The organism is Oceanobacillus jordanicus (genome assembly GCF_022095695.1).
In the GTDB taxonomy this organism is placed as follows: Bacteria; Bacillota; Bacilli; order Bacillales; family Amphibacillaceae; genus Oceanobacillus_B; species Oceanobacillus_B jordanicus.
Genome location: NZ_JAIFZM010000003.1, coordinates 22,993 through 35,302 on the forward strand (window position 1 = coordinate 22,993; position 12,310 = coordinate 35,302).

At 38.9% G+C, this 12,310-nt stretch carries 13 protein-coding genes and 1 other annotated feature; of the genes, 3 read left to right on the forward strand and 10 right to left on the reverse strand.

The window, feature by feature from the left end:
• Positions 1 to 120: 120 nt before the first annotated feature.
• Positions 121 to 381: a binding site (T-box leader), on the forward strand.
• A gap of 65 nt (positions 382 to 446) precedes the next feature.
• Positions 447 to 1,685, forward strand: a complete 1,239-nt coding sequence (locus tag K3T81_RS04115; protein WP_238018454.1) for an MFS transporter — start codon at positions 447 to 449, stop codon at positions 1,683 to 1,685.
• A 66-nt stretch (positions 1,686 to 1,751) separates the two neighbouring features.
• Here the strand turns inward: K3T81_RS04115 and K3T81_RS04120 are convergent, their stop codons facing one another.
• On the reverse strand, positions 1,752 to 2,720 hold the full coding sequence (locus tag K3T81_RS04120) for an MsnO8 family LLM class oxidoreductase (RefSeq protein ID WP_106896372.1): 969 nt from the start codon (positions 2,718 to 2,720) through the stop codon (positions 1,752 to 1,754).
• A gap of 178 nt (positions 2,721 to 2,898) precedes the next feature.
• Between K3T81_RS04120 and K3T81_RS04125 the strand changes: the two genes are divergently transcribed.
• Positions 2,899 to 3,468, forward strand: coding sequence for a cupin domain-containing protein (locus tag K3T81_RS04125; protein WP_106896371.1), 570 nt, complete (start codon positions 2,899 to 2,901; stop codon positions 3,466 to 3,468).
• Between the two features lie 48 nt (positions 3,469 to 3,516).
• Here the strand turns inward: K3T81_RS04125 and K3T81_RS04130 are convergent, their stop codons facing one another.
• From K3T81_RS04130 to K3T81_RS04155, 6 genes are all read right to left on the reverse strand, one after another.
• Positions 3,517 to 4,611, reverse strand: coding sequence for a glycerol dehydrogenase (locus K3T81_RS04130; protein ID WP_238018456.1), 1,095 nt, complete (start codon positions 4,609 to 4,611; stop codon positions 3,517 to 3,519).
• A 112-nt stretch (positions 4,612 to 4,723) separates the two neighbouring features.
• A complete protein-coding gene (locus K3T81_RS04135; RefSeq protein WP_238018458.1) occupies positions 4,724 to 5,590 on the reverse strand; it encodes a thermonuclease family protein in 867 nt (288 codons plus the stop codon).
• Between the two features lie 235 nt (positions 5,591 to 5,825).
• Positions 5,826 to 6,401: an alpha/beta fold hydrolase gene (locus tag K3T81_RS04140; protein ID WP_338044612.1), complete on the reverse strand. Its 576-nt coding sequence runs from the start codon at positions 6,399 to 6,401 to the stop codon at positions 5,826 to 5,828.
• Between the two features lie 92 nt (positions 6,402 to 6,493).
• Complete coding sequence (locus K3T81_RS04145; RefSeq protein WP_238018461.1) at positions 6,494 to 6,661, reverse strand: hypothetical protein; 168 nt, start codon at positions 6,659 to 6,661, stop codon at positions 6,494 to 6,496.
• A gap of 64 nt (positions 6,662 to 6,725) precedes the next feature.
• Positions 6,726 to 7,478 carry a CPBP family intramembrane glutamic endopeptidase gene (locus K3T81_RS04150; protein WP_238018463.1) on the reverse strand — a complete coding sequence of 251 codons (753 nt, stop codon included), beginning with the start codon at positions 7,476 to 7,478 and terminating at the stop codon, positions 6,726 to 6,728.
• A gap of 254 nt (positions 7,479 to 7,732) precedes the next feature.
• Complete coding sequence (locus K3T81_RS04155) at positions 7,733 to 9,334, reverse strand: BCCT family transporter (protein WP_238018465.1); 1,602 nt, start codon at positions 9,332 to 9,334, stop codon at positions 7,733 to 7,735.
• Between the two features lie 172 nt (positions 9,335 to 9,506).
• Between K3T81_RS04155 and K3T81_RS04160 the strand changes: the two genes are divergently transcribed.
• Entirely contained in the window at positions 9,507 to 11,063 is a 1,557-nt protein-coding gene (locus tag K3T81_RS04160; RefSeq protein ID WP_238018466.1) for an ABC-F family ATP-binding cassette domain-containing protein, read from the forward strand.
• A 158-nt stretch (positions 11,064 to 11,221) separates the two neighbouring features.
• Here K3T81_RS04160 and K3T81_RS04165 read toward each other — a convergent pair whose 3' ends face one another.
• Genes K3T81_RS04165 through K3T81_RS04175 form a run of 3 tightly spaced genes read right to left on the reverse strand, consistent with a single transcriptional unit; the run spans position 11,222 to position 12,300 of the window.
• The gene (locus K3T81_RS04165; protein ID WP_238018467.1) at positions 11,222 to 11,830 is read right to left on the reverse strand and encodes a hypothetical protein; all 609 of its coding nucleotides are present in this window, start codon (positions 11,828 to 11,830) and stop codon (positions 11,222 to 11,224) included.
• 13 nt (positions 11,831 to 11,843) lie between these two features.
• Complete coding sequence (locus K3T81_RS04170; RefSeq protein WP_238018468.1) at positions 11,844 to 12,005, reverse strand: hypothetical protein; 162 nt, start codon at positions 12,003 to 12,005, stop codon at positions 11,844 to 11,846.
• A 31-nt stretch (positions 12,006 to 12,036) separates the two neighbouring features.
• Positions 12,037 to 12,300: a hypothetical protein gene (locus K3T81_RS04175; RefSeq protein ID WP_106896364.1), complete on the reverse strand. Its 264-nt coding sequence runs from the start codon at positions 12,298 to 12,300 to the stop codon at positions 12,037 to 12,039.
• Positions 12,301 to 12,310 lie beyond the last annotated feature (10 nt).

A 12,310-nucleotide genomic window follows, 5' to 3' on the forward strand; every position in this document is an offset into this window, starting at 1 on the left:
TTGGTTATGGACTACAATGCTTCAATGCAATATGGTGTGGTGTGATTGTTAGATAAATAATTAAGGTGAAATTTAGGATTGCGCTTCATTCCGTCCCATGCTAAACTATTTAAAATCATTTAAAAAACGATGACGAGAAAAGTAAATGAAGTAAATATACAACAGAGAACTCCGGTCGCTGAAAAGGAGTGTGTATTTATTCATTGAAACAAGACTCTGAGTAGCACGCTGGATTGATACATGATAGCGTGACAGGCGCTCCTGTTACAGAGCTAAAGTATAAGCAAAGTAATCTTTGCCGTACTTGAAGAGGTTAATATGGTGACATATTAGCAAACTGGGGTGGCACCACGATTTAGAATTTTAAATCTCGTCCCTAAGACATTACGTCTTGGGGGTGAGATTTTTTTGTTTTGCATTTTTTAATTGAAAGGAGTAGAGGAAGAATGAAGGAAAAGTCTAATAGGAAGTATCCCACTCTATTTTTGTTCAAGGTTGGCATATCAAACATTGGAGAATGGGTTTATTTCATTTCACTGAATCTTATTGTCTTAAATATAACAGGCTCTGCTCTAGCCGTAACTGGACTCTACTTAATAAAACCATTAGCCGTCTTGCTCACGAATTTCTGGGCTGGCAGCCTTATCGATCGAATGAACAAACGGAGATTATTGATGGGACTAGATCTATTTAGAGGAATGGTCATTGGCTTTCTTCCTTTATTTGCAACATCTCTTCCGCTTATCTATGTGACAGTATTAATCGTAAATATGGCGGCCTCGATGTTTGAACCAGCTTCTATGGCCTACATGACAAAATTAATTCCACCTAAAAAACGTAAACAATTCAATTCTATTCACAGCTTTGTTACATCAGGAGCTTTTTTAGTTGGTCCTGCTGTTGCCGGCATTCTGTTTTTTATAGGATCGCCAATATTGGCTATCTACATCAATGGTTTTGCTTTAATTATCGCAGGATTAACCACATGGCTACTTCCTGATCTTGAAAAAGGGAAGATCGTTTCAGAGCAAGAGAAAGCCAATACTATAGGGGTTATAAGAAAAGATTGGCAAGCAGTCTTAACCTTCAGCCTTACGAATCGATATGTTTTTGTCATTTACTTTCTATTCAGCTCAGTTATGTTGGTTTTGGCAAGTGCAGTGGATTCATTGGAGGCTGCCTTTGCTAAACAAGTCCTCTTCTTATCAGATAGTGAATACGGATTTCTGGTTACGATTGCTGGGACTGGCATTATAATAGGAGCTAGTATTAATACACTAATTGTACAAAAACTAAAAACCTCCCTTTTAATAGGAGGTGGGGCTGTATTTGTTACAATTGGATATATTGTGTATGCCTTCTCCACTAACTTCCTAATAGCCGGGATAGGCTTCTTTATTCTTGCCTTTTTCATCTCTTTTGCTAACACTGGTTTCCTTACTTTCTACCAGCATCACATCCCATCTGATATGATGGGACGGATTGGAAGCTTCTATAATTTGCTGGAAGCAATCTTGATTATTGTTGCAACTGGCTTCATGGGTATAGCCACATTATTCATATCAATTCGGTTGACTGTCAGCCTGGGCGTTTTCCTTATGTTCGTGTTGTCGGTTGTCTTACTTGGTGCAAGTGTATTACCCTCCAGAAGGAGATTTTTCCAGTCTCCTATTGCAGACCAATGATGGCAATTCGAAGCTTTTGTAAAAAGGAACATGGCTGTACCCCCATGTTCCTTCCTGTTTTAATCCTTAAGAGAACAATTTCTTAATCCTTTGATACGAACGCTCTTTTTCTTTAAAATCATAGAGGTTGGTTAAAATTAACCAGTCCTCACACTTATAAATTTTTGATAACCTAAGGAGCTCTGATTTAACTTTTTCTGGACCACCAATTATCATTCGGCGTCTATTAAACTGTATTTTCTCTTCCTCTGACACACTTAATTGTTTTTCATTAGCTTCCTGCACACTAGGAACACGACTATCCAACCCCTTTTCTACCTGCAGGAGCCAGAGATCCTGGCTCCGCGCTAACTCCTCAGCATGTGCATCGTTTTCCCCACATACTACAAAGACCGCTGTTCTGCTTACAGAGGATTGGAAGAGACCAGGTTTAAACCTTTCACGGTATCGTTGATGACTCGCTTCTCCCCTTTCCGGTTTTATAAAGTGACCGAAAACATAGCCTATCCCTAATTCAGCTGCAAATTCTGCACTATTTTCTCCTAATCCGAGACTAAATAAGCTAGGAGCCACTTCCGTGCGTGGAGCCGCTCTAACTTTTCCTTCTCCCTGTATAAAACGCAGGAGATTTTGTAGTTTTTCTGGGTATTCAGCCATTTGGCTCGGCTTCCCGTCAGCCAATAACGACCGAATGGTTTCGTTGCCCCCAGGTGAACGCCCTACGCCAGCTTCAATTCTTCCAGGGTAAAGAGCTTGGAGCTGTAGTAGCTGAGCTGCAACCTTGTATGAACTGTATTGTGGCAACAAAATACCACCACTTCCCACAGCTATTTTCTTCGTTTGTCCTGCAAGGGCAGCCATCATGATTTCTGGAGAACTAGAAACAAGACCTTTTGTTCCGTGATGTTCTGCAAACCAATATCGCTCATAGCCCAAATCTTCTACATATCTAGCCAAATCTATTGTACAAACAGCCATTTCTTCTGCACTCATACCCTTTGGCTGTGCCATCTGATCTAAAACACCTAAACGCATCCGTAAAACCCCTTTTTCGTTCCATTTTCCCTTATTACGTAGCAGAAGGAAAGATTAACGCTCATACTACTATAATGCTTTATAACCTATCCAACTATTGGCATTCTACTCAATTTCTAATGACATTTACCCAATCCCTTACATACTATAAGAACAAAATGTGAAAGGATTGAAGTCTATGTATTATTATCCGTATCCCCATCCACATGTAATGGCTACACACTATAATGTTTTTCCACCTGAATACACTTATTATCCTGCCGTTCGTCATTATCCTGATTACTATGGAAATAACTGGCCACAAAGTGAACTTCCGAGAATTACACTAAAAGATTATGGCCACCAACCTTTTGTTACCAATATCGAAAGAGCAACCAAGCAGAACAATACCTTCCGTACTGCCTTATGGAGCGGAGACCATCTGCAAGTTACGTTAATGAGTATTCCAGTTGGAGAGGACATTGGACTAGAGCTACATCGAGATGTAGATCAATTTCTGCGCATTGAACAGGGTCGTGGCTTAACCGAAATGGGTAAAAAGAAAGATAACCTGTCGTTCAAACGCCGTGTATCTGATGATGATGCTATCTTTATTCCAGCAGGCTTTTGGCATAACATTACAAACACTGGTAACAAACCACTGAAATTGTATTCCATCTATGCTCCTCCAGAGCACCCATTTGGCACCGTTCATGAAACGAAAGCTCAAGCAATGGCATCCGAACCAGAGGGTTATCATCATTCCTAACCAAATAAAAACAGATCAAGGAACTCATCCCTGATCTGTTTTATTCACTTATGACTTACTTAATTGATCTACTGCCAGAAGAGCATCTGCTACATCTTCTGCAGTAATTGCAGGAGAAAGATTACCCATTGTATCTGCTTCACTTGTTGCTGCTTCGCCAACTTTAACTAGATCTTCATAGGATGCATTATCCAGATGCAAATCTTTTAACGATGTCGGAAGCCCAAGTGATTGATAAAAATCAATATACTTTCGAATCTCTACTTCAGGGTGTAATTCTAGGACAAGATGCGCAAGGGTTCCATATGCAACTTTCTCGCCATGTGTTAGATGATGAATATCTCCCTCTAATACTGTAAAACCGTTGTGAATGGAATGTGCTCCAGCTAATCCACCACTTTCAAATCCTAGACCAGACAGTAATGTATTTGCCTCCACAATAGCTTCCACATGCTGGGTTACAAGACCTTCTTTTACTGCTTTGTAAGCTGCTTGTCCATATGCAAAAAGTGTTTCTTCACATTTTTCTGCAATAGCTTTGGCAGCAATGCTTGTTTTGCCACCAGCCATGGTATCACTGTTACTTTTAATGGCGGCTCTTGCTTCCACCCAGGTTGCCATCGCATCCGCAATACCTGAAGCAAATAATCTTGGCGGCGCACCAGCAACTACTTTTGTATCTACTAGCACAAGATCTGGATTTTTCTTATAAAAATTATAGGATTCAAATACCCCTTTGTCCGAATAAATTACCGACAAAGCACTTGTTGGTGCATCGGTAGAAGCTGTTGTCGGAACAATAATAACGCCTGTATCCAATTGATCAGCAATCGCTTTTGCAGTATCAAGTGTTTTACCACCACCGACTCCGATTACTGCGTCTACTGATTCACTCTTTCCTTCATCTGTAATTCTGTTTATTTCATTCCAAGATGCTTCTCCATTAAATTCTACATAATGATAGGCCAAATCTTCTTCTTTAAAACTTCTTTCAATAGCTTCTCCTGTAATTCCCCATACCGTTTCATCAGAGAGGATTAAAGGTTTTCGTGTTGCAGTTTCCTTAACATGCTTTCCAATCTTCTCTAAAGCGTTTTTCCCTTGGATATACTTACTAGGTGAAACAAATACAATCTCAGACATCTAATCACTCCTTCATGTTATTTATGCTTATAGTATACCACTATTTACCACTGTTTGTTCATAACTTCACAAACTCTACATATTTTAAGTGTACACCAATATTTATGTTACCCTATGGCAGACTTTCGCAAACCAATCCGTCGTCATCATTTCCATCTAAGCGATGTGAATCTTTTTCTGGTCCGCCAGCTGCCTCAAAAAAATTTTGTGCTTCCTGCTGGGTATCAAAATCTCCACAATCCCTGTCAGGGCCATTCGGGTCGTAAGTTACTTTATTTGAAGCCTCGGGCTCTTTATCTCTATTGTTTGCAGATTTCTCTTCCTCGTCTTGATAATAAAACCCATTATCTGTCACATATCCGTCTGTGCTCCATATACCAAGCTCGTTTTTCTTTGCCCTATTCTGTGCTTTCATGTACGCCTCAAAATGTGTATAAGGCGGATCATATACATATGCAAGACGGGCCAGCCCATGTTCTAGCAGGGTTTGATTAAACATCTCACCATCTACCCAAATATAAGCAAGGAGTCGGTCATATTTATCCCTAGCAGGCCCGTCAAACTCAAGCTCTATATGTTTCCCTTCCAGCCTCTCTTTCGCAAAACTGCTCGCTTCAGGTCCTAAAGGCTGAACTGGCTTGGATGGGTGCTTTGTCTCTGGTGTATCTACTAACAGCAAGCGTACCGTTTCTTCCTTTCCATCATAGATCACTTTGACCGTGTCGCCATCTACCACTCTGCTCACTTTCGCCCCTTCCAAAGTCTCTTCTTGAGTGTCCGTCTCTTTATTATGGTTTTCGCTCTCAACCTCTTTTTCCTGTTGCACGGCTTCCTTTTCGTTCCTTTCTTCCACCATAGGCTTTTCAGTTTCTTCTAATGTTCCGTTTGCCCCCATGTTCTCGATTGTTCCACAACCCACTACAAAGATTAATAGAAATGTAGCAATCAGAACTTTTTTTATGTACATATGTAATTTCATGCTGTTCCTCCCTGTATGCTTTAGTTAATTCCAGATAATGTCTACAAAACTCTGCACACAAAATTAAGGTTGGTTTCTTTGAATACCTCTTGATTTTCTATATACGGATGATGGCTGCCTTTTATTAAACTGACTTGCTTATTTTTAAACTGAAATAATTGATGATGAGTTGGACCCACTGCGTGATCGTTTTCCCCAGCTATAATTAGTACTGGTTTAATAATAGCACTCGTTATCAACGAAAATCTCGAAAATAATCTTTTGATGAAAACACAAATTGCTGGAAATTCGGATCACTTTTCAATCCATCTTGGTCAATTAAGTCTACTTCCTTCTTCATTTCTAAATCGGAATATTGGAACGAAAAATAAACCTCATTTTCTAACAAACTAGTGAGTATTTCATAATAGGTTTTTATAAATGATTCTAAACTCAATGTATCTATTTCTGGTACATCCCTTTTTAATAATGAAGTTCCTCTTATAATCTGATGCTGAAAAGAAGCTAACATATGTAGGGTTACATTTGATAAAATCATCCCTTTCATCCTGTTGGGAAATTTGCTAGCATAATTTACTGCAAGAATGCCACCAAAGGAGTGACCTATGATCCACCATTCTTCTATCCCCAAATGAATGCGTAACGCTTCTATATCCTCAACTACTCTTTCTAAGGAATAGTCTTGTATAGGACTGTGCTCAGATCTACCACATCCCCGCTGGTCCAAGTAGATCATCTGCAAATTTTCTTCTAACAAATCCCTTGCAAAGTGCTGAAACGATTTACTCCAGTATCCCGGTCCCCCATGCAGAAATAGACAAGGAGCACCCTTTCAAACTAATAGCGAGCGTGCCGAATTGCTCAATATTCCCCCACGGGAAAAGTTCTTTTTCACCGTTTACTTTAATAGGAATCTTGTTCTGGCTCTTGCTCACTCTGTACTTGATTATCTTGTTGATTTGCGACATCAGGCTGTCTTTCTACTACTTCCTCAGAATTTTGCTGGTTTAAGGTTACAACAATCATCACTAGCAACATAAGACCAGACACAGTTAGGATGAAACATTTCACTGTAAAGACTCCATTTTCCTATAATAAGTTGCTTCTATTCCGAAATTGCTGCTCCAGACATTGTCTAATAGATATTAAATACGAGAAATATAATAGGGAATACGCTGAATGCTATGTTAACAATGAAATGGCAAACAATAAGGGGAAACAATCTCTTTTGTTTATAATAAATAAATCCACTACCGGCACCCCACACGAAAAAGGCAACAGCATAGATAAAAGCTCCTTGTACACTTGCAGCTAACATAATATGTTGCAATGCAAAACCGCTGGCTGGAATTAAAATAGCTACCCAAAGTTTACTATAATATTTTTTAAACATCGTTTGTGCATAACCACGGTACATTAACTCTTCAATTGGGGCATTAAGAAAAGGAAAGATCAGCGAGACAACAGCTGCAGACCACATCAACCACCTTGGTCGTGAAAACGCAGCTCCCTCTATATCACCTGCAAATACAGTTTGAAAATGGTTAACAAAGTCCACCCCATATAACAAAAACATGGTTGCTATAACTGCAATCACGAATGGTATGTATAAAACAAACAGCCATAAGAAACCGAACAAAATATCCTTTCCTAATAGCTCTCTACGAAAACCAATTAATTCATTAAACGAGCGTCCCTCTTTTTTTAACACTCGCTTCAAAAAGAAGTAACATAGCACATTTACAACAGTAAAATAAATGGTTGAAAGGTCAGGAAGAAATGGAAAAGGAAGTTCTAGTCCAAATAGCTTAAACAAGACAAAGAGAAGCAACAACACGCTAATAAGCAAGGGAATACGGATAAAAGAAACAATCCATGCATTCTTCAATAAATTGCACTTTCCTTCCATCATAAATTTGAATATATTGAATATTATATTCCTTGTTTCATATTTTCACTGTGTTCCAGAATTTTTAATCTTAAAAGTATCCTATTCTCTTCTTTATATTGCAGAACAAAAACACACTACAGTACATTTTAACACTTCCCTAAATTTGTGATATAAGAAAATATTATTTCTAACTTAGAAAAAATGCATTCGCGCAAAAAATGGGCTGGGACGTGATGTCCCAGCCCTTTCTCTTAATTATCTACTTTACTATATCTCTTCTTATCTTGTGGTTCGTCCTTCTTCCGCACATTGTGTATAAATGCTTTATCTTCATCAATCATTTTCTTCGCTGCAAAGATGGTCAGTAACTGAAGGACGATGATTGGAAGCCCCATCAGCCCCGAGACCACTTCTAGCGGAGGAAGACCTCCTACACGCATAAGAACAAGCGCTAACGCTGTAATAATTGCTGCAACAATAATGCGTAAGGTTCTTGGCGGTTCTGACTTACTCATATTTTGTGTGCCAGTATAAGCGGCAATCGTATACGTAGTTGAATCTAACGTTGTCGTTAAGAATATGGTTGCAATTACGATAAAGATAACCAATGCTACGTTTTCTAGTGGCAGTGAAGATAGAATTTCCGGTATAACTGCCATTTCACCTTTATCACTTACGATATTGAGTACATCTACATCGCCTGTTAGAAAACGTTGAATTCCTAGTCCACCTAATATACCTGTCGCTATCCAGGAAATTAAAGTTGGTGCCAACAAGTATGTTAAGATCATTTCTTTAATCGTACGCCCGCGTGAGATTTTTGCGGCAAACACACTGTGTAGCATCGCCCATGTTAAATTGTAAGCAAACCAGAAAACTGTATTACTCTCCACCCGAGTAGTACTTTCCATATTCAACGAGTTTGTATAAGTTGATAAGTCAACGTAATTGGATATAAGGGAACCCATTGTTTCTGTGAAGAAGTTTAGAATAAATATTCCAGGACCGAGAATCATAACAAATAACGCAAATCCCCCGGCCAAATACATGTTCAACGTACTTAGACGTTTAATACCACGCTCTATTCCTAAGTAGGCACTAAGAGAAAACAACAATACCCATATAACCGTAACAATTAAAGTAAGTGTAAAGGTAACCTCTATGTTAAGTAATTCAGACAGATTATTCGTAATAATTGGTGCGCCTAGTCCTAATGTCACAGCTGCGCCGGAAAGGATGCTGATTAGAAAAATAACATCAAGCACTTTTCCCCCGAAACCATCTGTAAATTTGTCGCCGAAAATAACACGACATGCCTCGGAAATCCGGAAGAGCGGCTTTCTCCTAACGTGCAAAATATACGCCATTGCTGGGGCTGCCATTACAAAGACAGCGAACGTTTGGAAGCTCCAAAGAAACATAGCGTATGTGTTTCCCCATAGTAGCGCTTCTGTAGATCCTGCCTCCACTCCGAATGGTGGGTCTATTGCAACGTTTGCCCACTCTACCATACCTGTGCGCATAATCGTTGAACCAAGGCCCATCGCTATCAAAATGGATGCATATTCAAATAAGGTGAACCTAGGTTTTTCCATCGGGTCGCCGAGAACGACCTTTCCATATTTAGAAAATGAAAAGAATAACCCCGCTGCTACTAAGATAATAGCATACCAAAGATAGCCCCAACGGAAATTATTTACTATACTATTAAAAATGCTATTCAGCACTTCTAGTGATCTCTGTTCATAAATGACTAACGGAATACAAATCGCAATAACAATTAATAAGGCTGGTGCAAATATCCGATAGTCTATTAAATGTGTTTTTTTCTTTTTCCCACTATTGTTCTCCATGTTATGCTACCTCCATTATTTCGATCACATTACTGCATACTACTTTTTTACCACACAGGTTGCTTGCTTAAACCAATAAGAATCTGTTTATTTTTTCCTTGCTCCCTATCCTTTTTCCATTAGGACCGCTATAATGGGAAATGGAATCTTTAGAAAGAAAAGGTGTTTTTACATGAGTTTACTATCAGTGAATAACTTAAGCCACGGGTTTGGTGACCGTGCGATATTTGAAGACGTTTCTTTTCGTTTGTTGCAAGGAGAGCATATTGGACTTCTAGGTGCAAATGGAGAAGGAAAGTCTACTTTTATGAATATTATCACAGGAAAATTAGAGCCCGACGCTGGAAAGGTAAGCTGGGCAAAACACGTACGCGTTGGTTATCTAGACCAGCATGCTGTGCTTAAAAAAGGCATGACCATACGTGATGCACTGCGGACGGCATTTCAATATCTATACGATATGGAGACAGAAATGAATGATCTTTATGCCAAAATGGGAGAAGTAGAGCCGGAAGAACTCGAGGAAATTCTTGAGGAAACTGGTCGTATACAAGACGCTTTAACCAACAACGATTTTTATATTATTGATGCAAAAGTCGACGAGGTAGCAAACGGACTAGGACTCGATGACTTCGGTTTGGAGCGAGATGTTCATGATCTAAGCGGCGGACAACGTACGAAGGTGCTACTTGCTAAATTGCTTCTTGAAAAACCCGATATTTTGCTTTTGGATGAACCGACAAACTATCTAGACGTAGAGCATATTGTCTGGTTAAAGGAATACCTATTGACATATGAACATGCTTTTATCCTTGTGTCACATGATATTCCTTTCATGAACAGTGTCGTCAATCTTATATATCACATGGAAAATCAACAGCTCACCCGATATCCTGGTGACTATGATGAATTCTTACGTGTATATGAAATGAAGAAGCAACAACAGACTGCTGCTTATAAAAAACAGCAAAAAGAAATTGCCAATCTGAAAGACTTTGTTGCACGAAATAAAGCGAACGCGGCAACAAGTAAAATGGCAATGTCCCGTCAGAAAAAGCTTGATAAGATGGAAGTAATTGAGCTAGATGCCGAGAAGCCAAAACCTCAATTCGAGTTTAAAATGGCACGTACACCAGGAAGATATTTGTTCGAAACAAGTGATCTCGTGATTGGCTATGAAGAGCCTCTGTCCCGTCCACTTAATTTAACAATGGAACGCGGACAAAAGCTTGCCCTATCAGGAGCGAATGGAATTGGAAAAACAACCTTGCTGCGAAGTATCCTTGGTGAAATCCCTGCTCTTTCTGGTAGTGTGGAGCTAGGTGAGCATCTGCACATTGGTTACTTTGAACAGGAAATGAAAGAGGTTAGTAAAAAGACGTGCATCGAGGAGATTTGGGATGAATTCCCTCACATGAATCAATACGAAGTGCGGGCCGCTCTAGCTCGTTGTGGCCTTACTACCAAACACATTGAAAGTAAGGTCCAAGTATTAAGCGGGGGAGAAAAAGCGAAGGTGCGCCTTTGCAAACTGTTAAATCAGGAATCCAATTTGCTTGTACTCGATGAGCCAACCAACCACCTTGATAAAGATGCTAAAGCAGAGTTAAAGCGTGCGCTTAAAGACTTTAAGGGAAGTGTTTTACTTATCTCCCACGAGCCAGATTTTTATGAAGACATTGTTACAGAGGTCTGGAATTGCGAAGACTGGACAACAAAAGCATTTTAGTGAAAACGCGAAGAGCGCCTGATTCAATACAGGCGCTCTTTTTATACGTTTGGAAAGCATAAAATTTTAACTAGGAAGCAATAACGACGTAGTTAAAATTTTGAAGTCCAAAGTATAAGAAAAACATATACATTTGCTAAAAGACAAGCGAATGCGAGTTATTCTAATAATTGCATTGTAATATAGATCATAAGCGTTAAGAAAAATAGCAATGCCTCTATGTTGTAAATGAACGGATTTGGCTTCAACTTTTCCAAGAATTTGATTCGCTTTATTGTGCTTTGGTTGACCAGGTTATTCACGTAATAAATGATCATAAGACTAAACAAACTCATTAATATGGCCATCCATGTTTCTCCATTTAACCAAAAAGATATAGCGAGAAATATAGACCAAATACTCTTGAAGACATTTGCTAACCCCTCAAAGGAACTTGAGAATGTGTCAAGCATCCACGCTGCACGCTCTTCCCATATTTCACTTTGTTCCTGTTTTACAATATGTACGATATGGCCCGCTTGAAAGCCCATTGTGATAACAAGCATAAGTAAATAAACGAACCCAAAAATACTTCCAGTTAAAAGAAGTTCTTGCTCTTGCTCAAAATATAGCGCGAATGGCAGTGGTAGCCACATAGCATACATAAATCCCATTACCACGTGGAGCAATCCTTGTTCCTTGTTTTTCATTAGCTTCATGAATGTAAGAAGGATTGTCACAAATACACCAATCCCTATCCATCCTAGAATAACCGTAGATAATAGCATTGTGTTGCTCCCCCTAACTACCTAAAAACATTACTAGGACAATGGATAAAAATGTACTCAAAAGAAAGGAAATTAGCCAATCCTTTTTCTTCGTAGTTTTAAGCATGATGTTTAAAAACGAACTAATTGCCATCATAACCAAAAAAGCAAACAAAATCATTATGAAAACTTCCATCGTAACCTCTCCTTTTAATAGTTGAACTGGATTACTCTTTAGCCATTTTCTTAGCCATAATGAAAATAAGGATAAATAAATCGATGATTGAGGCAATTAAAGCAGATGTACCTATATATCCCATCCCCATTCCCCCAAAGCCACCTTCAATGAAGCCACAAACTATTAGGATTATACTTAGTAAACTCGTAACAATAGGAATAAGTATACCCTTTTCTTTAAACAATGTACTTAATAAAAATATTGCAACGCCAATTATTAGTGTTACAACAATAAACTCAAGTAATCCACTCATTGCATAACCT

Coding starts and splice junctions, on each gene's coding strand:
- K3T81_RS04170 (WP_238018468.1), bottom strand. CDS start 12,005: ATGGAAGTTTTCATAATGATTTTGTTTGCTTTTTTGGTTATGATGGCA.
- K3T81_RS04155 (WP_238018465.1), bottom strand. CDS start 9,334: ATGGAGAACAATAGTGGGAAAAAGAAAAAAACACATTTAATAGACTAT.
- K3T81_RS04125 (WP_106896371.1), top strand. CDS start 2,899: ATGTATTATTATCCGTATCCCCATCCACATGTAATGGCTACACACTAT.
- K3T81_RS04115 (WP_238018454.1), top strand. CDS start 447: ATGAAGGAAAAGTCTAATAGGAAGTATCCCACTCTATTTTTGTTCAAG.
- K3T81_RS04165 (WP_238018467.1), bottom strand. CDS start 11,830: ATGCTATTATCTACGGTTATTCTAGGATGGATAGGGATTGGTGTATTT.
- K3T81_RS04130 (WP_238018456.1), bottom strand. CDS start 4,611: ATGTCTGAGATTGTATTTGTTTCACCTAGTAAGTATATCCAAGGGAAA.
- K3T81_RS04160 (WP_238018466.1), top strand. CDS start 9,507: ATGAGTTTACTATCAGTGAATAACTTAAGCCACGGGTTTGGTGACCGT.
- K3T81_RS04120 (WP_106896372.1), bottom strand. CDS start 2,720: ATGCGTTTAGGTGTTTTAGATCAGATGGCACAGCCAAAGGGTATGAGT.
- K3T81_RS04175 (WP_106896364.1), bottom strand. CDS start 12,300: ATGAGTGGATTACTTGAGTTTATTGTTGTAACACTAATAATTGGCGTT.
- K3T81_RS04135 (WP_238018458.1), bottom strand. CDS start 5,590: ATGAAATTACATATGTACATAAAAAAAGTTCTGATTGCTACATTTCTA.